The 21,749-nt window shown below is 45.3% G+C and carries 23 protein-coding genes; 21 read left to right on the top strand and 2 right to left on the bottom strand.

The window, feature by feature from the left end; genetic code table 11:
• Positions 1-60 precede the first annotated feature (60 nt).
• The gene (malQ, locus tag ACYVE4_RS06665; RefSeq protein ID WP_460996201.1) at positions 61-1,641 is read right to left on the bottom strand and encodes a 4-alpha-glucanotransferase; all 1,581 of its coding nucleotides are present in this window, start codon (positions 1,639-1,641) and stop codon (positions 61-63) included.
• A 299-nt stretch (positions 1,642-1,940) separates the two neighbouring features.
• On the opposite strand from malQ, the gene atpD reads away from it, so the two are divergent.
• The 4 genes from atpD to udk all read left to right on the top strand — a co-directional run bounded on the left by atpD (position 1,941) and on the right by udk (position 5,312).
• The gene (gene atpD, locus ACYVE4_RS06660) at positions 1,941-3,467 is read left to right on the top strand and encodes a F0F1 ATP synthase subunit beta (RefSeq protein WP_460996200.1); all 1,527 of its coding nucleotides are present in this window, start codon (positions 1,941-1,943) and stop codon (positions 3,465-3,467) included.
• A gap of 108 nt (positions 3,468-3,575) precedes the next feature.
• Entirely contained in the window at positions 3,576-4,211 is a 636-nt protein-coding gene (locus ACYVE4_RS06655) for a hypothetical protein (protein ID WP_460996199.1), read from the top strand.
• A gap of 79 nt (positions 4,212-4,290) precedes the next feature.
• On the top strand, positions 4,291-4,536 hold the full coding sequence (gene atpC / locus ACYVE4_RS06650) for an ATP synthase F1 subunit epsilon (RefSeq protein ID WP_460996198.1): 246 nt from the start codon (positions 4,291-4,293) through the stop codon (positions 4,534-4,536).
• Positions 4,537-4,694: 158 nt separating this feature from the next.
• Positions 4,695-5,312 carry a uridine kinase gene (gene udk, locus ACYVE4_RS06645; protein WP_460996197.1) on the top strand — a complete coding sequence of 206 codons (618 nt, stop codon included), beginning with the start codon at positions 4,695-4,697 and terminating at the stop codon, positions 5,310-5,312.
• Between the two features lie 19 nt (positions 5,313-5,331).
• Here the strand turns inward: udk and ACYVE4_RS06640 are convergent, their stop codons facing one another.
• Positions 5,332-6,375, bottom strand: coding sequence for a 2Fe-2S iron-sulfur cluster-binding protein (locus tag ACYVE4_RS06640; RefSeq protein WP_460996196.1), 1,044 nt, complete (start codon positions 6,373-6,375; stop codon positions 5,332-5,334).
• A 197-nt stretch (positions 6,376-6,572) separates the two neighbouring features.
• Here ACYVE4_RS06640 and nadA point away from each other — a divergent pair, with 197 nt between their 5' ends.
• The 17 genes from nadA (at position 6,573) to ACYVE4_RS06555 (ending at position 21,653) form a co-directional block, all read left to right on the top strand.
• On the top strand, positions 6,573-7,562 hold the full coding sequence (nadA, locus tag ACYVE4_RS06635) for a quinolinate synthase NadA (protein ID WP_460996195.1): 990 nt from the start codon (positions 6,573-6,575) through the stop codon (positions 7,560-7,562).
• A 17-nt stretch (positions 7,563-7,579) separates the two neighbouring features.
• Positions 7,580-7,810: a DUF433 domain-containing protein gene (locus ACYVE4_RS06630; RefSeq protein ID WP_460996194.1), complete on the top strand. Its 231-nt coding sequence runs from the start codon at positions 7,580-7,582 to the stop codon at positions 7,808-7,810.
• 180 nt (positions 7,811-7,990) lie between these two features.
• Complete coding sequence (gene nadB / locus ACYVE4_RS06625; RefSeq protein WP_460996193.1) at positions 7,991-9,580, top strand: L-aspartate oxidase; 1,590 nt, start codon at positions 7,991-7,993, stop codon at positions 9,578-9,580.
• A gap of 48 nt (positions 9,581-9,628) precedes the next feature.
• Positions 9,629-11,002 (top strand): glutamine synthetase family protein, encoded by a 1,374-nt coding sequence (locus ACYVE4_RS06620; protein WP_460996192.1) that lies wholly within the window; start codon positions 9,629-9,631, stop codon positions 11,000-11,002.
• Between the two features lie 42 nt (positions 11,003-11,044).
• The gene (locus ACYVE4_RS06615) at positions 11,045-12,085 is read left to right on the top strand and encodes an aminoglycoside phosphotransferase/kinase family protein (RefSeq protein WP_460996789.1); all 1,041 of its coding nucleotides are present in this window, start codon (positions 11,045-11,047) and stop codon (positions 12,083-12,085) included.
• Positions 12,086-12,107: 22 nt separating this feature from the next.
• On the top strand, positions 12,108-12,704 hold the full coding sequence (locus ACYVE4_RS06610; RefSeq protein ID WP_460996191.1) for an RNA polymerase sigma factor: 597 nt from the start codon (positions 12,108-12,110) through the stop codon (positions 12,702-12,704).
• 74 nt (positions 12,705-12,778) lie between these two features.
• The gene (locus tag ACYVE4_RS06605) at positions 12,779-13,078 is read left to right on the top strand and encodes a hypothetical protein (protein WP_460996190.1); all 300 of its coding nucleotides are present in this window, start codon (positions 12,779-12,781) and stop codon (positions 13,076-13,078) included.
• Positions 13,079-13,081: 3 nt separating this feature from the next.
• Positions 13,082-13,630: a Spy/CpxP family protein refolding chaperone gene (locus ACYVE4_RS06600; RefSeq protein WP_460996189.1), complete on the top strand. Its 549-nt coding sequence runs from the start codon at positions 13,082-13,084 to the stop codon at positions 13,628-13,630.
• Between the two features lie 48 nt (positions 13,631-13,678).
• A complete protein-coding gene (locus tag ACYVE4_RS06595) occupies positions 13,679-14,515 on the top strand; it encodes a YHYH protein (protein ID WP_460996188.1) in 837 nt (278 codons plus the stop codon).
• A complete protein-coding gene (locus ACYVE4_RS06590) occupies positions 14,487-15,089 on the top strand; it encodes a toxin-antitoxin system YwqK family antitoxin (protein ID WP_460996187.1) in 603 nt (200 codons plus the stop codon). The genes ACYVE4_RS06595 and ACYVE4_RS06590 overlap by 29 nt, the downstream gene beginning before the upstream one ends.
• The gene (locus ACYVE4_RS06585) at positions 15,058-15,729 is read left to right on the top strand and encodes an SCO family protein (RefSeq protein ID WP_460996186.1); all 672 of its coding nucleotides are present in this window, start codon (positions 15,058-15,060) and stop codon (positions 15,727-15,729) included. The genes ACYVE4_RS06590 and ACYVE4_RS06585 overlap by 32 nt, the downstream gene beginning before the upstream one ends.
• Positions 15,730-15,806: 77 nt before the next feature.
• Positions 15,807-16,655 (top strand): TIGR01459 family HAD-type hydrolase, encoded by an 849-nt coding sequence (locus ACYVE4_RS06580; RefSeq protein ID WP_460996185.1) that lies wholly within the window; start codon positions 15,807-15,809, stop codon positions 16,653-16,655.
• A 201-nt stretch (positions 16,656-16,856) separates the two neighbouring features.
• Positions 16,857-17,096 carry an acyl carrier protein gene (locus ACYVE4_RS06575; RefSeq protein ID WP_018617787.1) on the top strand — a complete coding sequence of 80 codons (240 nt, stop codon included), beginning with the start codon at positions 16,857-16,859 and terminating at the stop codon, positions 17,094-17,096.
• Between the two features lie 92 nt (positions 17,097-17,188).
• Complete coding sequence (fabF, locus tag ACYVE4_RS06570; RefSeq protein WP_460996184.1) at positions 17,189-18,439, top strand: beta-ketoacyl-ACP synthase II; 1,251 nt, start codon at positions 17,189-17,191, stop codon at positions 18,437-18,439.
• Between the two features lie 3 nt (positions 18,440-18,442).
• Entirely contained in the window at positions 18,443-19,204 is a 762-nt protein-coding gene (gene rnc, locus ACYVE4_RS06565; protein WP_460996183.1) for a ribonuclease III, read from the top strand.
• 249 nt (positions 19,205-19,453) lie between these two features.
• Complete coding sequence (locus tag ACYVE4_RS06560; protein ID WP_460996182.1) at positions 19,454-19,921, top strand: Hsp20/alpha crystallin family protein; 468 nt, start codon at positions 19,454-19,456, stop codon at positions 19,919-19,921.
• A 208-nt stretch (positions 19,922-20,129) separates the two neighbouring features.
• Complete coding sequence (locus tag ACYVE4_RS06555; protein ID WP_460996181.1) at positions 20,130-21,653, top strand: Do family serine endopeptidase; 1,524 nt, start codon at positions 20,130-20,132, stop codon at positions 21,651-21,653.
• Positions 21,654-21,749 lie beyond the last annotated feature (96 nt).

Below are 21,749 nucleotides of genomic sequence, written 5' to 3'. Positions count from 1 at the left end.
TCCTAGGTTAGTGCCTCATATATAAACCTGATAGGTTTCAAAAACCTATCAGGTTTGACTTTACCCGCGTCCTGTCATCCGAGTTAGTTTTAATAATTTCTGAGCTGCTCGTTCGGTCAATTGGCCTGATTGCAAACGCCATTGCCAGCTTCGACCACCCAAGCCAGGCGTATTCATACGATTTGTTTCGTCCAGATTCAGGATATCCTGCACCGGCATAATGGCCAATCGCGCGACAGACTGCATGGTCAGGCGACAAATCTGCTCGACTACATTTCGCTCATTAATCTTAAATCCAAAATAATTATTCATTCGCTGACGCTGTGCTTCATCCGACTCACGAAACCAGCCAAGCGTCGTATTATTATCGTGAGTACCTGAATACACGACGAAATTTTCGGTGTGGTTATGCGCAATATGCGTCGAAGTTGGCAAATCGTAGCCAAATGCAAATTGTAAAACGCGCATTCCCGGAATGCCGTAATGACGTAAATACGGCTGTATTTCAGCAGCTTTTGCGCCTAAATCTTCGGCGATAACTGGCAAATTGACAAATTGCCGGTGCATCGCATGCATAAACGCTTCGATCGGGGCCTTCACCCACTCCCCTACTTTGGCGGTCGGTTCGCTCGCCGGAATTTCCCAGTACACGGCAAATCCCAGAAAATGGTCGAGCCGCGTGAGGCTATACAGCGACATTTGGTGCCGTAATCGATGCATCCACCAGTCAAATCCGGTACGTTCGTGTTCTTCCCAATCGTAAATCGGATTTCCCCATCGCTGGCCGTATTCGCTGAAATAATCGGGCGGAGCACCGGCTACGAATAATGGCTGGAAATTAGCGTCGAGTTTAAACAAGGTCGGATTGGCCCAAACATCGGCGCTGTTGAACTGGACATAAATAGGAATATCGCCAATCAAGTGAATTTTCCGGTCGAAACAATAAGCCGTTAGCTCATTCCATTGCCGAAGAAAAAAATATTGCAGAACTTTAATTACGTCGATTCGATGCTGAAGAAGTTGCGTTTGTCGAGCCAGTGTAGTTGGATCGCGCTGAACAATTTCAATCGGCCAGCGAATCCAGCTAGGCTCTCCCGTTTCCTCCTGTAATGCCGTAAAAAGGGCATAATCATTCAGCCAATCCGCCTGCCAGGCGCAGAATCGATCATAATCACTCCGTTGAGCGGGAGACGCATCCCGCAGAAAATTTTCGGCAGCTAGTTGGAGTAATGGACGTTTTTTTATCCAGGCTGCGTGGAGTGTAGAAGGTGCCAGAATCAGCGGTCCCGCCAGAATAGCTGGTTCGGTCGAATCGCTCCCAGTCGGTTCGGATACGGTAACATCCTGAACAAGTTGCTCATTAAATACGGCTAAATCATCCTGGCTCAACCAATTTTCATCCGCTAACTTTTCCAGACTGATCATCAAAATATTACCCGCAAATGCAGATGGACTGCTGTAGGGCGAAAAACCCGCACCCGGATCAACGGGCGTCAACGGCAGAATTTGCCAGTAAGTTTGCCCAGATGCTTCCAGAAAATCAGCAAAACGATACGCTTCAGGCCCTAAATCGCCGACACCATGTGCCGATGGCAGCGAAGTAATATGAAGCAATAAGCCACTTGAACGTTGTTGAAGCATGAAATGAAGTCATTGAGTAATAGTCGATAGTCACGGTCGCCGTTGCGGACCGTGAGCGTCATTCGCCGTACAGAATTAATTTCTATAGACTGATTAGTTGACCATCGACTTGTTTTTGTACAAATCCGCTCCAGACTGTTTTTGTTTGCCTTTTTTTGTAAAAAGCTTATTGCCAACCCTCTTCTATAAATGATTGCCTAGAAAATGAGTGGATTGCAACTTGACCTTACGCAGTTTTTCTCCTAATTTTGCAGTCCCAAATGAAGGGCAATAATTCAATAAAGTAATATCCTATACAAATGAATACGGCAACGGTAGTCAATACAGGTAAGATTACACAAATAATCGGACCGGTTGTGGACGTGAGTTTCGAGGGCGAAGGCACCCGGATTCCAGCCATTCTGGACGCGCTCAAAGTAACCAAAACCAATGGGCAAGAGGTAATTCTGGAAGTTCAGCAACACCTCGGCGAAGATCGCGTTCGGGCTATCGCGATGGATTCAACGGACGGATTGTTCCGTGGTTTAGATGTAATTGACCTCGGCACTCAAATCACAATGCCAGCTGGTGAAGGTATCCGTGGTCGGCTTTTCAACGTAGTGGGCCAAGCCATCGATGGTATTGTTCAGCCAACATCGACGGGTAAAGGTTTGCCAATTCACCGGAGCGCTCCCAAATTTGAAGATCTTGCTACCTCGACCGAAGTACTTTTCACGGGTATCAAAGTAATTGACCTGCTGGAGCCTTACGCAAAAGGTGGTAAAATTGGTCTGTTCGGTGGTGCCGGTGTAGGCAAAACCGTATTGATTCAGGAGTTAATTAACAATATCGCGAAAGCATACTCAGGTCTGTCAGTATTTGCCGGTGTGGGCGAACGTACTCGCGAAGGAAATGACCTGCTTCGCGAAATGATTGAAGCCGGTATCATCAAATATGGTGAAGGTTTCAAGCATTCGATGGAAGAAGGCGGTTGGGATTTGACCAAAGTTGATTTGGAAGAAATGACCAAAAGCCAGGCAACGTTCGTATTCGGTCAGATGAACGAGCCACCGGGAGCCCGCGCTCGGGTAGCCCTGTCAGGTCTGACGATCGCTGAACACTTCCGCGATGGTGATGGCGAAGGTGCTGGTCGTGATATTCTGTTCTTCGTTGACAACATTTTCCGCTTCACGCAGGCTGGTTCTGAAGTATCGGCTCTGTTAGGCCGGATGCCATCAGCCGTAGGTTATCAGCCTACGCTGGCTACCGAAATGGGTGTGATGCAAGAACGTATTACGTCGACCAAACGCGGTTCGATCACCTCTGTACAAGCCGTTTACGTACCTGCCGATGACTTAACTGACCCCGCTCCTGCTACGACCTTTGCTCACTTGGATGCAACGACTGTATTGAGCCGGAAAATTTCGGAATTAGGTATCTATCCTGCGGTGGACCCACTCGATTCTACGTCACGGATTCTGACCGCTGAAATCCTTGGCGATGAGCATTATAACACAGCTCAACGTGTAAAAGAAATTCTGCAACGCTACAAAGAATTGCAGGATATCATCGCGATTCTGGGTCTGGAAGAACTTTCGGAAGAAGATAAACTGGTTGTTGCCCGCGCTCGTCGTGTACAACGCTTCTTGTCGCAGCCGTTCTTCGTAGCTGAGCAGTTTACGGGTCTGAAAGGCGTTCTGGTTCCGATTGAAGATACCATCAAAGGTTTCAACCAGATCATCGACGGTAAATACGATCACCTTCCAGAAGCAGCGTTTAACCTGGTTGGTACCATCGAAGATGCGGTTGCCAAAGGAGAGAAACTGCTGAAAGAAGCTGGCCAGTAACTAACTAATTTCCAGCATACGGGTAATTTAATCGCGAATTAACCGTATGCTGGAAACGAAATCCTGTTCCTCAAGTCTAATACTCGTAATCAACATAAAACATAGTGTATGAAAACGATTCGATTGAGTGCAGGTATCGTATTACTGCCATTAACGCTTTTGACAGGGACTGTTACAATTGCCAAGGGGCTAACGCCTGTTACAAAGATAACCTCAGTCGCTCTGGTACAGGACAGCTCCGCTGTTACTCATTTGGATAACGCAGTGGCTGCTTTGGATAAAGGCGATAAAGCAGCAACGACGCAGGAATTGCAGGCAGGAATCACTGGTTTAGAAACACAGGCTAAAACAGCGCCACCATCTTTTAAAGATAAATTACTGAGCCAGGCAACCAAATTGAAAGCCTTGCTTCCGTTGATTCCAGATGGTGCTTTGGGCAATGGCGTACTAGGCAAGGCGGTCAGTTTAGCCAAATTAGCCTCTGGTGGTAGCAAACTTGAAGGGCTTTTGGCAGCTGGTTCATTGCTGGGTAAAGGCAGTCAGCTGACGAGCGGTTTATCAGGTATTAGTAGTGCTTTATCCGGTCTGGGTGGTAGCACTCAATCGTCAGGCCAGTCGCTGATTTCCAAAGCATTGTCTACGGTTGGTAAGCTTGATCAAGGCGGTTTAGTAGCTAAAGCCGCCGAACCCGTTGCCAAGACCGAAGTTGGCGGTGTACTTAATTTGATAAAAGGAGTTTTATAAAAGTGATGAGTGATAAACGATGAGTTTGCTGACGCAACCATAATACTCATCATTCATCACTCATCGTTCATCACTCAAAATGACACTAGATATTATCACTCCCGACCGTAAGGTCTTTTCTGGCGAAGCCAATGCGGTTACGTTTCCAGGTAGCGAAGGGCAGTTTCAGGTGCTGAATAATCATGCCCCACTGGTTAGTACGCTGGATCGTGGCCCCATTATTGTGCAAACTACTTCTGGCCAAGAAACCTTTACGGTTGATGGTGGAGTCGTAGAAGTACTTCAGAATAAAGTGCTTGTGCTGGCAGAAGCTATCGTAGCGTAGTTTTCAACGCATATAGTGCGATTTCTTACTCGAAAATTTGTCCTAAGAGTGCTAAAGCGATCTGTTTATGATGAACAGATCGCTTTTTTATGATTCTTACAAACGCTGTTTTTGATTTCGCGTAATCCTGTTTTCTTTGTTATTCAGCTTACTTCATCATGACTACTAAACCATTCATCGTTGGTATTACGGGCGGTAGTGCATCCGGTAAAACGTCGTTTCTAAAAGACGTACTAAACGCATTTACCGAAGACCAAATCTGCCTGATTTCGCAGGACAATTACTACCTCAGTCGCGATGTTATTCCAGTAGATGATCAGGGGATCCACAATTTTGATTTGCCAGAAACAATCGATCATCATCTCTATGCCCAACATATTGGTCAGTTACATAATGGCGAGATTGTAACGCAAATGGAATACACGTTCAACAATCCGACCATTATTCCTAAGCTATTAACCTTTAAGCCAGCGCCAATCATTATCGTTGAGGGAATTTTCGTTTTCCATTTCCGCGAACTAGCCGATCAGATGGATCTCAAAATTTTCATTGACGCCAAAAACAGCATTAAACTCGAACGACGTGTTCGACGAGATGCAGAAGAACGGGGCTACGATCTCGACGACGTGATGTATCGCTGGAAATATCACGTAAAGCCAACCTATCGGCAATTTATCAAGCCTTACCGCGCTGAAGCGGATATTGTTATTCCCAATAATCACCACTATAAAAGAGGCCTTGACGTAGTGGTTGCCTATCTGAAGACAAAGGTTTAATAGGTTGCCTAATCCGGTATTATACAACCTCAATCACGACCCCATCACTTTCAGGATAACCCGTGCAGGTTAATACCCAACCTTGGGATAAATCTCGTTCTGTCAATACATCATTGATCGTCATGTGAACGCTGCCCGATAGGCACCGAGCAGCGCAGGTAGAGCAGCGTCCACCTCGGCAACTGTATGGCAGCGTAATGCCTTCGTCCAGAGCCGCTTGCAAAATCGACTTGTAAGCTGGTACCTGAATCTCAACTTCATGGCCTCGAGAACGGAGCAAAACGGTTCGATCCTGAGCTGTAGTGGGCGGTGGAGCGAGAAATACAGGCTCAACCACGAAATTTTCCCGCCGAATCTGATCCAATCGAAAGCCGGTGAAAACTAGCGTGAACTGTGCCATTCGCATGTAATCGCTGGGGCCGCATATATAGAAACTGAGCGTGTTTAGATCTGAGGAACCAATTAGTTTAGGAAGTAATCGCTCAAGCAACACATTATTCAGACGCCCTCGCAATCCATTCCAATCGTCAGACGGGTTACTCAATAAATGAAGCAGTTCAAATCGAGAGGCAAATTGTTGCTGCAAGGCAATTAGTTCATCGTTGAAGGTAATGCTACGCTCATTCGTATTGCTATACAGTAATGTAATGCGCCGATTGGATTCTATATGTAAAACCTCTTTCAGTAACGAAAACAAAGGAGTAATACCACTTCCCGCGCCAATTAGAACTACATCACCTGATTGATCGTCATCAAATGTAAATCGGCCTGCGGGTTGTAAACTTGTTAATACATCCCCTACCCGCAACGTATCGTGCAAAAAGCGCGAAATCTCTCCATTCTGTACCCGCTTGATTGTTAAGCGCAACGGTTCATACGACGCCGAGCTAAGCGAATAGGATCTCCGTACTTCGTGGCCATTGTGCTGTAAAATCAACGTTAAAAACTGGCCAGCACGATAGTTAACGGGTTGACCATCTACAGATTCAAGGAAATAACTATTGGTATCGGCTATTTCCGACACGATTTGCACGATACGTAGTTTTAGAAAATCATCGGTCATAAACGGGAGGTCACTTTGTTCTAAAACTAATCAATTAGCCAACGTTGTTTGAAAGCCGGAAACGTTTCCTGAAATTCGCCCCGCGTGGACAAGTCCTCTGATGCGTCTTACACGGAACTACACAACATCAATTCTAACGATACCGTGACATTTTTGATACGGTATTGTTTATACTATAAACTGCAACTACACAACTAATGGAAGCACTCCTGGAAGAAGTTCAACGCGTGGGCTATGTCAATAAACCCGTCGCGACGGATATAGATTTAGTTGCCGAGATTAATCGGCTCAAAAAAGAGAAAAACGCCGTTATTCTGGCCCACTATTATGTCGATGGCGCTATCCAGGATTTAGCCGATTACATTGGCGATAGCCTTGGTTTGAGCCAGCAGGCAGCCGCTACACCTGCCGATATGATTGTTTTCTGTGGGGTGCATTTCATGGGCGAAACGGCCAAAGTATTATCTCCTCAAAAGAAAGTCGTTATTCCTGACCTAAACGCGGGTTGTTCATTAGCTGACTCAGCTCCCGCCGATAAGTTCGCGGAATTTAAAGCGCAGTACCCCGACCATATTGTACTATCCTATATCAACTGCTCGGCCGAAATCAAGGCCTTGTCCGACATTATTGTTACGTCGTCGAATGCGCTGAAAATTGTCGAAAGTCTGCCGAAGGATCAGAAAATCATTTTTGCGCCCGACGCCAATTTAGGCCGCTTCGTTTCGAAAAAGACAGGTCGTGATATGGTGCTTTGGGAAGGAGCGTGCATTGTTCACATCGATATTTCGCTTGAAAAATTGCATAAACTGCGTATTCAATATCCAGAAGCGAAGTTCATTGCCCACCCCGAGTGCCAGGAACATATTTTGAGCGAAGCCGATTACGTCGGCTCAACAACAGCGCTATTAAAATACGTAGTCGATAGTCCAGAGCAAACCTTTATTGTTGGAACCGAAGCGGGTATTCTGCACAAGATGCGACAGGCAGTGCCGCACAAAAAGATTATTCCAGCTCCTGCCAGCCAGAACAATACCTGCGCATGTTCGGAATGCCCTTATATGAAGATGAATACGCTTGAAAAAGTGTACAATTGCATGCTCTACGAACAACCCGAAATTATTGTACCGGAGGATGTACGTCTGAAAGCCTATGAATCGGTGGCACGCATGTTGGAGTTGAGTAAATAGATTAAACGCTAAAAATCATGACTTGGCAGAATAATAGTACGTCTGATCCAACTAGTATGTTTGGCAAACCAGTCATTCGGGGAACACGCATTCCTGTTGACCTTATTTTGGAGAAACTAGGAAATGGCGAAACAATCCCTCAACTTCTGGAAGACTATCCAAGAGCCACTGAAGCTGATTTATATGCCTGCCTCTTATTTGCCTCCGAAATCATAAAAAATGAGATCGTCTATGCCCAAGCTGGATAACCTTGTCTTCGTATGCCACACTGTGGTATTTTATTAGTTCGGCTTTTGAAAGTACCCAGCCTTGAAAAATCCGAACGCATTTGCACCGCAATTGAAACATTCGGACACGAGTTTTCCAACAGTTTCTCTGTTTTGAGCAACGATCAACTCCGAATCCGACCAGCCCAACCTAATTAAATAATGCCCCATCAATTCGATTTCCTGATTATTGGCTCTGGTATTGCGGGCCTAAGTTACGCCACCAAGCTGGCGATGCACTTTGAAAAAATTGGCCAGGATGTACGCATTGGCGTCATCACGAAAGTGCAGGCCGATGAGACCAACACAAAATACGCTCAAGGCGGTATTGCCGCAGTCTGGTCGGAAGATGACTCGTTTGAAAAGCATATCGAGGATACGATGATTGCGGGCGATTTTCTAAGCGACCGTCATATTGTTGAAATCGTTGTACGCGAAGCTCCAGCCCGTATTCAGGAATTGATTAGCTACGGCACCCGTTTTGATAAAGAACACGGCGGAACCGACTATGACCTAGCCAAAGAAGGTGGTCATTCTGATTTTCGGATTCTACATTTTAAAGATATTACCGGTGCCGAAATTGAGCGGGCTCTACTCGACAAGGCGAACTCGCTAAAATCCATCGAGATTTTCACGCATTACTATGCCGTTGAACTCATTACGCGTCACCAGCTCGGCGAAACCGTTCATCGATACGATACCGATAACAAATGCTTCGGCGCTTACGTACTAAATACCAAAACAGGCAAAGTTGAGCGTTTCTTGGCTAAGACTACCTTACTGGCTACAGGCGGCATTGGAAATATTTATCAAAGTACCACAAATCCAAGCATTGCTACGGGCGATGGTATCGCGATGGCGTATCGAGCTAAGGGAATTGGAAAAGACATGGAATTTATCCAATTCCACCCAACCGCCCTATACGAACCAGGAAAGAAACCCAACTTCCTGATTTCAGAAGCCGTACGCGGTTTTGGCGGTGTATTACGGACGAAAAAAGGCGAGACATTCATGGAAAACTACGACCCTCGCCTTTCTCTGGCTCCCCGCGACGTAGTAGCTCGGGCAATCGACTCCGAAATGAAAAAATCAGGCGATCCGCACGTCTATCTAGATGTGACCCATTGTGATTATGATCGATTTGTTGAGCATTTCCCAACCATTACTGCCTACTGTCGCGATCATCTCGGACTGGATCTACGCAAAGATTACATACCCGTTGTACCCGCCCAGCATTACCTCTGCGGAGGTATTCGCGTAAATGAATGGGGGCAGACTAATATTCAGTTTTTGTATGCCGTCGGCGAATGCTCATGCACCGGCCTTCACGGCGCTAATCGACTGGCTTCCAACTCATTGCTCGAAGCTGTCGTATTTGGACATCGCGCGTATGAGAAAACTGTCGAATTACTCGATCAGGCCGTGTCTCCAAGTAATATTCCTGAGTGGAACGATGCCGGAACAACTCATCCTGAAGAGTTGGTACTTGTAACAGAAATGCGAAAAGAGCTGGAATCTATTATGTCGAACTATGTCGGTATTGTCCGTACAAACCGACGTTTGAAGCGGGCTATGGATCGACTCGAATTGATCTATCTGGAACACGAAGAACTCTACCGTCAATCGAAAGTATCGGTTCCAATCTGCGAACTGCGGAATATGATCGAAGTGGCTTATCTAGTGATTAAAATGGCGATGGCCCGTCGCGAGAACACGGGATTACATTTCAATCTGGATAATGTAAAGTCGTAAGAAAATGCTCGCTTCTTCTACCTTTGCTCATCAAGTTGCCTATGCATCATGAATCAGCAAGATATAATCGACTTCATCAACCAAAGCGATAGTCCGAAAATTAAATACGCCTTTACGGATATAGACGGAGTTTTACGGGGTAAAATCATTCATCGACAAAAATTTCTGGACGGCCTGACCGATGGTTTTGGTTTTTGTGATGTAGTTTGGGGTTGGGATTCAGCCGATACACCTTATGACAATGGCCGTACAACGGGTTGGCATTCGGGTTATCCAGACACGCCCGTTCGGATTGATGTATCGACATTTCGACAACTTCCCTGGGAAGATAATATTCCATTTTTTCTGGCCGATTTTAGCCGTTCTTCCGATAATCAGTCGAATAATTACGCTTTAGCTGCTTGTCCACGGAGTTTACTCAAACGTGTAGCCGAGCAAGCCAGACAAATGGGTTTCCATGCCGAATTTGCGCAGGAGTTTGAGTGGTTCAATTTCCGGGAAACACCGCATAGTTTGCAGCAGAAGAATTTCCAACACATGGAACCGCTGACACCGGGGATGTTTGGTTATTCGATTCTACGTCCTTCGCTCGAAAGCGCTTTTTATCACGACTTGTTCGATCTGCTGGCCCAATTTGATATTCCACTCGAAGGGCTTCATACAGAGACGGGTCCTGGTGTTTACGAAGCAGCCATCATGCATGATGAGGTTATCCGGGCAGCCGATAAAGCGACGTTATTTAAAACAGCGGTCAAGGAAATTGCGTATCGGCATAATGTTGTCGCTACATTCATGGCAAAGTGGAATGCGGATTTACCCGGTTGTAGTGGCCATATTCACCAAAGTCTCTGGAATCCGGAACAAACAAAGAACCTGTTTTTCGACGCTACGCAACCGCATCACATGAGCGAATTGATGCGACAATACATAGCTGGTCAGTTGTATTGTCTGCCACACATTACGCCCATGTTTGCGCCGACCATCAATAGCTATAAACGGCTGGTCGAAGGGGCTTGGGCGCCTACTACAATTACCTGGTCGGTAGATAATCGGACGACGGCGCTTCGGGTATTGAACCATAAGGAAGCATATACTCGCGTTGAGCATCGGGTGTCGGGCGCCGATACGAATCCTTATTTAGCCATTGCGGCTTCGCTGGCATCGGGCTTATATGGCATTCGACATAAGCTAACGCTCACTATTCCAGCTTCGGAAGGAAATGGCTATGCGGATAAGCGAAACGGCATTTTACCGACCAATCTGGAGGAAGCAACGCGGGCAATGGCCAATTCACCAGTAGCGGCTGAACTGTTTGGTGCTGAATTTGTTGACCACTTTACGCGCACCCGCGACTGGGAATGGCGACAGTATTTACGCCAGGTCAGTGACTGGGAGCTGAAGCGATATTTTGAAATTATTTAATCTGTAAAACCGCAATAGATGACGGTTTTACAATCATTACCAATGCGGATTGTCGATTACCCTACGATAATTAAGAAGGCCTGGGCCGATTTTGATGGCTCAGTGCAGATACATACCATTGAAGACATTAGCGCTCGCGTTTCGACTAATCACGTTTTTAGAGTTCGATTTGAAGATGGTGAGCATATCATAGCCAAGCTATCCTACTTTGGCAAGCATGAACATTTCTTAGAAGATCATCGAATTATTCATGCCTTAGCCAATAATCTGCTTTATCCATTTGAAAACGTACTGGCGAAATCACTGGTACGAGATGGACAGGTTTACACGTATCGCTACAAAGATGCTTTTATTGATGCCTGGGTCGTGTTTTATAACCCAATTCGAATTCAGCAGAAGTTGCCGCGTCGGTTAGAAGAGCATCAAATTCAGATGCTGGGTCGGCAGATTGCGAAGTTTCATAAAGCTTGTTCCCGCGTCAGTACCGTACTTCCGAAATCATCTAAAACATTGCGTTCCGATGTTTGGGATTTACTTGATTTTCTGGATTCCGATGTCGGAAAATTTGAACATCGACAACATATTGAGGAATTAAAACGTCAGTGTGACTTATTCCTGACCAACCGTCAGAAGCTCGTGGCGGGTACGGTTGAAACGATGCCGGTATTTGTGGACTGGAATATTGGCAATTTTTCAGTTACCCAAAATCTGGAACTCTATTCGCGTTGGGATTACGACTGGTTCCGAATCAGTTACCGGGTGATGGATTTTTATTTTTTCAGTCGGGTGGTTTCCAATGTTGGCGACCGTACGGTATTTAGTTATGTGATTGGGCCATTGATGGAAGAACGTTTTCTACTGTTCCTGAAAGAATACCATCAGGTGTTTCCACTGACGGAAAACGAAATTCGATTTTTACCGGAAGCGTATCGGTTTTTCATACTCAACTACGTCATAAAATATGGTCGCTATTTTTTCCACCGAACCTACGCTACCAAACTGCAACGCGAAGCTTATCAGACCTATTTCCCGTCTATAGATCAATTCGATGCAGACAAAATCCTGAAGGCGTTAGGGATATAGCCAATGGGCGAGCAGTTCAGCAATGAACGAAGCAAATGAGCTGCGTGTAGCACTTCAAGGTATTCAGCAAGGCAGACAAACCGCCTTCAATAACTTTTACGAGCAAACCAAAAGTCGGATGTTCAATCTGGCGCTTGGCTATGCCCGTAATCGCGAAGATGCCGAAGAAATTACGCAGGATGTATTTGTAGAGGTTTTTCGTTCAGCCAATACCTATCAGGGAGCTTCTAGTGTAACAACCTGGTTGTATAGAATTACAGTCAATAAATCGCTGGATTTCCTAAAACATAAGAAACGCCGGAAGCGATTTGCCTTCTTCACTAGCCTGTTCGACCAACAAACGGGCGAACTTACCCACCAACCCACCGATTTCTTTCATCCTGGCATTGCTCTTGAAAATCAGGAGAAAGCATCTATTCTTTTCCGGGCAATTGATACGCTTTCGGAGAAGCAAAAAACTGCTTTTCTACTGACAAAAATTGAAGGGTTGAACAATATCGAAACGGCAGGCGTCATGAATATAAGCGTGGGGGCCGTTGAATCACTTTTAACCCGCGCGACTGAAAATCTCAAAAAACAATTAGCAGGAGTTTACCGATCAACCTTCTTCGATGGCTAACTATTTCCTGATCGACATTTTTTTTAACCAATAGCCGTAGGAATCCTCAACACTTGTCGTCTCAATCAATCAATATGGAACCGAAAAAAGAAAAATGGATTAACGATATTCTGAATAGCGCAGACGGTATTCAGCGCGCAGACCCGAATCCATTCCTATTCGCAAAAATTCGGAATCGACTCCAAGATGAACCAGCGACGGCTTATGTATCCATGCGCACGTTGTGGCTTACCATTGCCTCGTTTGCTTTGCTAGTCCTGCTTAACTGGCGAATAATTTATCAGCCATCCAATGCTTCGTCTTCCCAGTCCGGCGACTTATCGACGCTCATTACCGACATGAATCTCTTTCCAACAAGAAATCAACTCTATTAATCTATGGAGCGGACAAAACTACTGACGTTTGCGGTTATTGGCTTGCTCCTTCTCAATCTATTGACGATTGGTTTTCTGGTGTTAAAACCGGATCAATCGTCGCACTATGGCCCGCCGGGCACTCCACCCAGACCAGATGGACCTGTCAATATTATTATCGAGCGCCTTCACTTTGATCAGGATCAGCAAAAAGCTTATAAAGAATTAATTGACCAGCATCAAAGCCAAATGCGCGAACTAAATGAGCAGATGGCGCAATTGCATCGTGATTATTACAGGTTGCTAGCCTCTGATAAACCCGATTCAGCTCAGGCAAACGCATTAAGTCGTCAGATTGCCGATAATCAGAAAGCACAGGCCGAAGTTAATTTCAGACATTTTGAGCAGATAAAAGCGCTTTGCCATCCCGATCAGCAAGCGGCTTTCAAGCAGTTGGTGGGCGATCTGGCACGGCTATTTGGCCGACATCAGCATCCGCCCCACGCAGGAGTTGATGGTCCACCGGAAGGACATCGGGATGGTCCTCCTCAAAATTTTCCACCTCACCCGTAGGAATCAGTGACCAGCAGCGTCTAAGGAACCAAAACATCATTTTCTGTTATGAATCGTTCCTATTTATTCACTGTCGCTGCCTTGGCTTTTGGCCTATCGACATTCCTTGCCTGTCAGAAAAACGATAATACGGTTAACCCGTCAACTACAGGTACAACATCCGGTACCACATCGGGCACGACTTCCGGCACTACGACTAGCTCAACGAGTACGTCAACGTCTGTTGGAACGAATGTCCCAGATGTGTATAAGAAGATTTACGGAGCTACTGAGATTTACGTTGAAGGGACCAACATTGTGATTAAAACCAAAGGTCGGCCTGACCACAAAAGCCCATACTATAAAGGCACTCAGTGGGAAAGCTCGCTCTACGAAGCGTACAATGGCACAAATACCAAATTTGGCGTCAATCCAAATACGATCAGCGAAATAAATATGACGTTTAAAATTCCGATGAATCCTCAGGAAGATGCGTCACACGCCGAGACGCCCGGCGGCTCTATAGGCGTTTCACTGAATGGTGTTGCCTTCTTTAATCAATATGCTGCTCAACGAGCTGCTCTTACGGCGGAAATCAACGGTTTCGACCAATACGGTGGACATCCGCAGCAACAAGGCCAATATCACTACCACGTTGAACCTACATATCTAACCAAAACGAAAGGGAAAGATGTACTGCTAGGTTTCTTATTGGATGGCTTTCCAGTTTATGGCCCTACCGAAAATGGGAAAACCGTAACGAACTCTGACTTAGATAAATACCACGGTCATTCACATGTCACTACGGATTACCCCAAAGGTATTTATCACTATCACATCACAACTGAAGACCCTTACCTCAACGGCAGTGGATTTTATGGTAAAGCGGGCACAGTCACTCAGTAACTTCTTCTTAGTAGTAAGTCTTCTGCTGACCTTTTTTCAGTGTCAGCAGAAGACGCCTGAAGCCACTTCGATACCCGGCGTTTTTGAATCGGTCGATCAAGACGCCTGGACTCACGCTAATGGTCAATTATTACTCAAAAACAAGCCATTTAGTGGCTGGCAATATCAATTGTGGACCAATGGCGATACAGCTTATGTTGGTGCTTTTAGCGAAGGCAAAGCAGAAGGAATCCATAGACAATGGTATGCTAACCATAAGCCTAAAGAAGTTCGGCAGTATCGAAACGGTTGGCAGGAAGATGAACAACGCGGCTGGCATGAATCGGGCAAACCATCCTTCGTTTATCGTTTCCAGAATGACGTCTACGAAGGGAATGTAAAAGAGTGGTATGTAAACGGCCAACCTGCACGCGATGGCAATTATCACGAAGGTCAGGAAGCGGGTTCGCAACGGCAATGGTTTGCCGACGGAACACTAAAATTCAATTATGTAGCTCGCAATGGTCGAAATTATGGCTTTACGGGTGTCAAAAACTGTGTCAATGTCTGGGATTCGATTTCTGTTTCGCACTAGCTCATTTGTGGCCCTTGTAGCCTGTCTGATTGCTTGTCATAGTACCGAGCAATCGGCTACTGATGAATCGCTACCTTACTACAACACACCTGATTTTACGCCTATTTGGCTAACAAACCCAGCCGAGGTAGATCAAAAAATCACGCACCGTATTGCTGATTTTTCGTTTCAGGATCAGAACAATCAATTAGTTACGCAGAAGACGATAGCGAATAAAATTCACGTAGCGAACTTCTTCTTTACCTCCTGCCCGACCGTTTGCCCGAAGATGACTAATCTGCTCAAAGCAGTGCAGGATACGTTTCAGACTAATCCGAATGTGGTGCTTTTATCATATAGCGTGACGCCCTGGCTTGACTCTATCTCTCGTCTTCAACGTTATGCAGTTCAGAAAGGCGTACGGACTGATAAATGGCATTTGCTTACGGGTAGTCGAAGCCAGATTTATAACCTGGCCCGTCAATCATATTTTGCTGAAGAAGCCATCGGATTTAGCAAAGATTCGACAGAATTTCTACATACAGAGCATATACTACTGATCGACGCAAACCGCCGAATACGAGGAGTTTACAACGGAACGATACCGTTAGACATTGACAAATTAATCGTCGATATATATACTCTACTGAAAGAATCCTGATTGAAAATTCGGCATTCGTTGTACTTTTACGAATAATCTATAGATAGTCGGGAGTATGGCTATTAGTTTATTTTCGTATGCAACTTGTCGATTTTAAAACCGTTGCGGATAAGTATAAAGTCATTTTTTTCGACGCATTTGGCGTCCTGAAAAACTCAGAAGGTTTGTTACCCGGCATTGAAAATACGTTCAACTGGCTTCGGGAAACGGGTAAAGACTTTTACGTATTGACCAACGATGCCTCTCGTGGACCACATGAATTAGCGGAGTCTTATTATCGACAGGGCTTTTACGCAATTACACCTGAGCGTATTATTTCGTCTGGAATGTTGGCTCGGGAATATCTGGATTTAAAAGTCCGAAACGGTACCGTTGCTTATTTAGGCACCGAAAAATCAGCGCATTACCTTGAAACAACAGGACTGAAAACCCTACCAATTAGTCACGTTGACCTAAAAGATGTTGCTGATATCAATGCTTTAGTCTTACTAGACGATGAAGGGTTCGACTGGAATACGGACTTGACTAAAACGGTCAATTTGCTACGTAAGCGAAATATTCCGGTTATTGTGGCTAATACGGATGCTACTTATCCCGTCTCAAAAACTCAAATTGCTATTGCGATCGGGGCTGTCGCTAAGATGATTGAGGGCATCGTAGGCAAGCAGTTCATTCGATTTGGTAAACCCGATGCGCAACTTTTTATGTTTGCCTGCGAGCGGCTCGACAACGCGGCCGAGGTTAGCAAGCGAGATATTCTGATGGTCGGCGATACGCTTAAAACCGACATTTTAGGTGGTAATAAATTTGGGCTAGATACTGCTCTGGTACTCACTGGAAATACGCAACCGCAGGATGCAGAAATACTAATCCGGAGCACTGGCATTATTCCAACTTACGTCTGTAAGTCAGTAGTAATCCGATAAATGGCTATATTTTTTATCAAATATGGTCCAATACAGGCATTGATTCTATTAAATAAATTTCTTACTTAATAATCTGTTTTGCAGAAACATAAAGCCGTTTTGCAGGTTACTGCTAACGACCTGAATCCTAAAAAATTGTTTGATAATACAAAGGTAAATACGTTTCTTTGCGCAGTTTTTTAACTACAACGGACTACGAAAATGTCGGACATTGCACAAAAAGTTAAGAATATCATTGTTGAGAAACTAGGTGTTGAAGAGTCAGAAGTAACTCCAGAAGCAAGCTTCACCAACGACCTTGGAGCCGATTCGCTCGATACGGTTGAGCTGATTATGGAATTTGAAAAAGAATTCAACTTACCTATTCCAGACGACGAGGCTGAAAAAATCTCGACGGTTGGTCTAGCTATCGAATACCTGGAAAAACACATCGGTAAATAGGTCTTACCGAACCCCATTTAGTACCCGAAAGCCAGCGCCAACATTTAATAGCTTGGCGTTGTTTTTCTTTTTTCATTACGCAGTAAACCTGTATGACATTCAAACGAGTAGTAGTGACCGGCCTCGGTGCATTGACACCAATTGGCAATGATGTAGCCACTTATTGGAACAACTTAGCCGCCGGTGTAAGCGGGGCCGGTCCCATTACGAAGTTTGACGCCAGTAAATTTCGTACGCAATTTGCCTGCGAAGTAAAAGGGCTGGACGTCACCCAACATATCCCCCGGCAGGAAGCCCGCAAAATGGATGCGTTTACGCACTACGCACTCATTGCTACTGACGAAGCCATCAAAGACGCGGAATTGAATCTGGATACGCTCGATAAAAACAAAGTCGGCGTTATCTGGGGATCAGGCATTGGCGGTCTCAAATCGTTCGAGGATGAAATGATCGATTACGCCAAAGGTGATGGTACACCTCGTATTAATCCATTCTTTATTGTCAGAATGATTGCCGATAGTGCATCGGGGCAAATTTCGATGCGTTACGGGTTTCGGGGCACAAACTACGTGACGGTTTCGGCTTGTGCCTCCACCAATAATGCGATTATCGATGCTTTTAATTATATTCGCCTAGGTCGGCTGAATATGTGTGTTGTAGGTGGGTCTGAAGCCGCCGTTACGAAAGCGGGAATTGGTGGTTTCAATGCCAATCGTGCTTTGTCTGAGCGTAACGATTCTCCCGAAACAGCCTCCCGGCCTTATGATAAAGATCGCGACGGTTTTGTGATGGGCGAAGGAGCCGGTTCGATTATTCTTGAAGAGTACGAACATGCTCAAGCTCGGGGCGCAAAAATTTATGCTGAATTGATTGGTGGCGGTATGTCGTCAGATGCGTATCATATCACGGCTCCACACCCGGATGGGTTGGGGGCGTTTCTAGGTATGCAGGATGCGTTGAATGACGCTGGTATCGCTCCGAATGAAATTGACTACATTAACACGCATGGTACATCAACACCCATTGGTGATCCACAGGAGTTGAAAGCCATTCACCAATTGTTCGGCGAACATTCATTTAAGATGAATATCAGTTCGAGTAAATCGATGACTGGGCATTTGCTAGGCGCTGCTGGGGCTGTTGAAGCGATTGCGTGTATTAAAGCAATGGAACATCAACTTGTTCCGCCGACAATTAATCACTTCACCAACGACGATGAAATTGATTCGCGCTTCAATTTAACCTTCAATGTAGCTCAGCCCCGTTCGATAGAAACGGTTATGAGCAATGCATTTGGGTTTGGAGGCCACAATGCCATCGTCATTTTCCGAAAACTTAGCTGAGTCGTGCAACTCGCTCTGCCACGTAGTTTATTCAACCCTCTCGAATGGTTCCGGTCTGGAAACAAAGACCCGCGTAAAAACCTGCGTCGCTCAATTGGGCACATTATTGGCGCGCGGCCTTCTAATATTGGCCTCTATCAATTAGCCCTACGCCATACGTCGGCTTCCAAAGCGACAGCCATTGAAGGATTTCGAGAATCGAATGAACGACTGGAGTACCTGGGCGACGCGGTACTAGGCATGGTAATTGCCGAATTTCTCTTTAAGAAATACCCTTATAAAGACGAAGGTTTCTTAACCGAGATCCGCTCGCGAATTGTTAATCGGGAAACACTGAACGGTATTGCCCGCAAAATAGGTCTCGATCAATTGATTGAATACGATGGTAGCCGTACACGTAGCCTACCTGCTCGTACGTCGATGTATGGTGATGCGTTGGAAGCTTTGGTAGGTGCCGTTTATTTGGATAAAGGGTTCCGATTCTCTCGCCAGTTTATCCTCAAAGACTTACTCTCCCACTACGACATTGAATCGGTCGTACAGAACAACGGAAACTTCAAGAGCCGCCTGATTGAATGGGCGCAGCGTGAAGGGAAAGAAATCCGTTTTGAAATCGTCTCTGAAAAAGGGAACAGCCATTTCCGCGAGTTTATCGCTCAGGTACTTGTCAACGACGAGCCCTTTTCGACGGGTAGCGGCTATAGCAAGAAAAAAGCCGAGCAGGCAGCTGCTGAGAAAGCTTTTGAACTAATGGCCATAAAATAAGGCTGCCTCCTCCTCCTACATTTCTTGTCATGTGATAGGCGCTACGCGTATACCTCTTCAAAATACTGACTGTCAGATTTTTCCCATTTTTACTATTTCTACGCCATTTTGTCTAGTATTTTTTCTAGTTATTGGCTGAATAATGTCAAAATGGCTGGAATAATCATGACTTTTTAGCTGGCATAATGTTTGAAAAATAGTTTGCATAATCTGTTAACCTATTTTCTAACATAAAAACAACAAAGAGTCATGAATACGTTAGTGCGCAGAAACAGCAATTTTCCGTCGCTGATTGAAAATTTCTTTGGTCGCGACATGAACGATTTTTTTAATACGAATATGCCTTCGGTGCATAATGTACCAGCGGTAAACGTAGCAGAAAACAAAGATGGCTTTCGGATTGAAGTAGCCGCGCCGGGCCTTAAGAAAGATGATTTCAAACTCGATTTGAATCACAATAACCTGACGATCTCAGCTTATCAGGAAACACATAAGGATGAGGCTGATGGTGAGAAGGAGAATCAGAACACGAATCAGGAGCGATATACCCGCCGGGAATTTAGCTACTCTTCGTTTCAGCGGACCTTTACCTTACCAACCTCTGTAGACGCAGACAAGATTCACGCGTCCTATACAGATGGATTACTGAAAATTGAGCTTCCTAAACGGGAAGAAGCGAAAGTAAAACCACCGCGTCAGATCGAGATTAATGCTTAGTTAAACCCGATTACGCATTTTAATGAAAAGCCTGTAAGGGATTCTTGCAGGCTTTTTCTTAACTTGACAGCCCCTTAACAAAGCCTTGTTAAATATTGTTAAGGACGTGCATAATCCGAATTTTTCAGAAGGCTCTTTCCGTTATACCAGCAGAGTAAGATTTGATTCCAACACAAAAAGAAAGCAATTAGATTTTCCCAATTAAACCATGAAAAGCAACTGGAAATTATTAGCGGTGATGGCTCTCCTGTCGAGCGTAGTCACGCTGGCCGTTTACAACCTGTTGGGATTCAACAACCGGGATGTAATTTTTAACGAATCGTCGCCTACACCGACTATTATGGGCCGTTTGGCGTCAATGCCAGGTGGACCGAATGCAGCACCAGGCGATTTCTCTACTGCAGCCGAAGCCGTAACCCCAACGGTCGTTCATATTCGTACTACAATGACCCGTACCGTTCGTCAGCAACAAATTCCAGATATTTTCCGGGATTTTTTTGGTGATGATTTTGGTGGACAGCAGCGTCAACCTCGCCGTCAACAAGGACAGGCTTCTGGCTCAGGCGTAATCATCAGCAAAGACGGTTATATTGTTACGAATAACCACGTTGTGCAGGATGCTGACGAAGTGGAAGTCATTATGACCGATAAACGTAGCTTTAAAGCTAAAGTAATTGGTACTGACCCACTGACTGACTTAGCGGTTATCAAAGTAGATGCTAACAATCTGCCATCTATTACCTTAGGCGATTCTGACGCGCTGAAATTAGGCGAATGGGTATTAGCCGTTGGTTATCCGCTTGATCTGGAATCGACCGTTACGGCTGGTATTGTAAGTGCAAAAGGTCGTCGGATTGGTATTCTTGATCAGAATATCAACAAGAATGATGCAAAACCTGATTCTCCTGTTGAAGCGTTTATCCAAACGGATGCTGCTATTAACCCAGGCAACTCAGGCGGTGCATTGGTCAATTTACGTGGCGAACTGGTCGGTATTAACTCGGCGATTGCCTCTGCAACTGGTTACTACAGTGGTTATGGCTTCGCTGTTCCTGTATCGCTCGTGAAAAAAGTATCGGCTGATTTACTGAAATATGGTAATGTACAACGCGGTTATATCGGCATCATGCCTATAGAGCTGAACAGCACGGTAGCAAAAGAAAAAGGTGCTAAAATCGGTCGCGGTATCTATGTAGAAAGCGTGGTTGAAAACGGTGCTGCTGAAGCTGCTGGCCTGAAAAAAGGTGACGTTATTGTGAAAATGGAAGGACAGCCTCTTGATTCAGATGCTCAAATGCGTGAAATCATCGGTCGTCGTCGTCCAGGTGATGCAGTTTCTGTTACGGTTAACCGCGATGGTACCGAACGTGATTTCAAAGTAGAATTGCGCAACCGTAATGGTGGTCGCGATATCATCAAGAAATCTGACGTGACGGCTGCTGCCACTACATCGTTAAGCTCATTAGGTGCTCAATTCGAAGACTTATCGGCTCAAGATGCTAAACAATTAGGCATCAGTGGTGGCGTTCGAGTTAAGAAGGTTACAGACGGTAAAATGGCCGATGCCGATGTTGAAGATGGCTTTATCATTGTAAAAGCGAATGGTAAAAACATCAAATCAACGAAAGAGCTTCAAGCAATTATGTCGACTGTGCATGATGGCGATGGCTTGATGCTGATTGGCATGTATCCGAACAGTTCCCGGATGTACTACTACGCAGTACCAATGTAAGTACTCGTAAATAAGCAGATTCCCAAAGCGTCGGCCTCTCTAGCAGGTCGGCGCTTTTTTTACAGACAAAAAACGGTCGGGCCTTGAGACCCGACC

The sequence above is a fragment of the Spirosoma harenae genome (genome assembly GCF_054776975.1).
This window is presented reverse-complemented; position numbering and strand designations above follow the sequence as displayed.

Excerpts from the sequence above, each read along its gene's own strand:
- ACYVE4_RS06620 (WP_460996192.1), top strand. The coding sequence starts at position 9,629 with ATGAATCAGCAAGATATAATCGACTTCATCAACCAAAGCGATAGTCCG.
- atpC (WP_460996198.1), top strand. The coding sequence starts at position 4,291 with ATGACACTAGATATTATCACTCCCGACCGTAAGGTCTTTTCTGGCGAA.
- ACYVE4_RS06590 (WP_460996187.1), top strand. The coding sequence starts at position 14,487 with ATGGTAAAGCGGGCACAGTCACTCAGTAACTTCTTCTTAGTAGTAAGT.
- ACYVE4_RS06630 (WP_460996194.1), top strand. The coding sequence starts at position 7,580 with ATGACTTGGCAGAATAATAGTACGTCTGATCCAACTAGTATGTTTGGC.
- ACYVE4_RS06555 (WP_460996181.1), top strand. The coding sequence starts at position 20,130 with ATGAAAAGCAACTGGAAATTATTAGCGGTGATGGCTCTCCTGTCGAGC.
- atpD (WP_460996200.1), top strand. The coding sequence starts at position 1,941 with ATGAATACGGCAACGGTAGTCAATACAGGTAAGATTACACAAATAATC.
- ACYVE4_RS06640 (WP_460996196.1), bottom strand. The coding sequence starts at position 6,375 with ATGACCGATGATTTTCTAAAACTACGTATCGTGCAAATCGTGTCGGAA.
- fabF (WP_460996184.1), top strand. The coding sequence starts at position 17,189 with ATGACATTCAAACGAGTAGTAGTGACCGGCCTCGGTGCATTGACACCA.
- ACYVE4_RS06605 (WP_460996190.1), top strand. The coding sequence starts at position 12,779 with ATGGAACCGAAAAAAGAAAAATGGATTAACGATATTCTGAATAGCGCA.
- malQ (WP_460996201.1), bottom strand. The coding sequence starts at position 1,641 with ATGCTTCAACAACGTTCAAGTGGCTTATTGCTTCATATTACTTCGCTG.
- ACYVE4_RS06615 (WP_460996789.1), top strand. The coding sequence starts at position 11,045 with ATGCGGATTGTCGATTACCCTACGATAATTAAGAAGGCCTGGGCCGAT.
- ACYVE4_RS06575 (WP_018617787.1), top strand. The coding sequence starts at position 16,857 with ATGTCGGACATTGCACAAAAAGTTAAGAATATCATTGTTGAGAAACTA.
- nadA (WP_460996195.1), top strand. The coding sequence starts at position 6,573 with ATGGAAGCACTCCTGGAAGAAGTTCAACGCGTGGGCTATGTCAATAAA.
- nadB (WP_460996193.1), top strand. The coding sequence starts at position 7,991 with ATGCCCCATCAATTCGATTTCCTGATTATTGGCTCTGGTATTGCGGGC.
- ACYVE4_RS06580 (WP_460996185.1), top strand. The coding sequence starts at position 15,807 with ATGCAACTTGTCGATTTTAAAACCGTTGCGGATAAGTATAAAGTCATT.
- ACYVE4_RS06595 (WP_460996188.1), top strand. The coding sequence starts at position 13,679 with ATGAATCGTTCCTATTTATTCACTGTCGCTGCCTTGGCTTTTGGCCTA.
- ACYVE4_RS06600 (WP_460996189.1), top strand. The coding sequence starts at position 13,082 with ATGGAGCGGACAAAACTACTGACGTTTGCGGTTATTGGCTTGCTCCTT.
- ACYVE4_RS06655 (WP_460996199.1), top strand. The coding sequence starts at position 3,576 with ATGAAAACGATTCGATTGAGTGCAGGTATCGTATTACTGCCATTAACG.
- ACYVE4_RS06560 (WP_460996182.1), top strand. The coding sequence starts at position 19,454 with ATGAATACGTTAGTGCGCAGAAACAGCAATTTTCCGTCGCTGATTGAA.
- ACYVE4_RS06585 (WP_460996186.1), top strand. The coding sequence starts at position 15,058 with ATGTCTGGGATTCGATTTCTGTTTCGCACTAGCTCATTTGTGGCCCTT.
- udk (WP_460996197.1), top strand. The coding sequence starts at position 4,695 with ATGACTACTAAACCATTCATCGTTGGTATTACGGGCGGTAGTGCATCC.
- ACYVE4_RS06610 (WP_460996191.1), top strand. The coding sequence starts at position 12,108 with ATGAACGAAGCAAATGAGCTGCGTGTAGCACTTCAAGGTATTCAGCAA.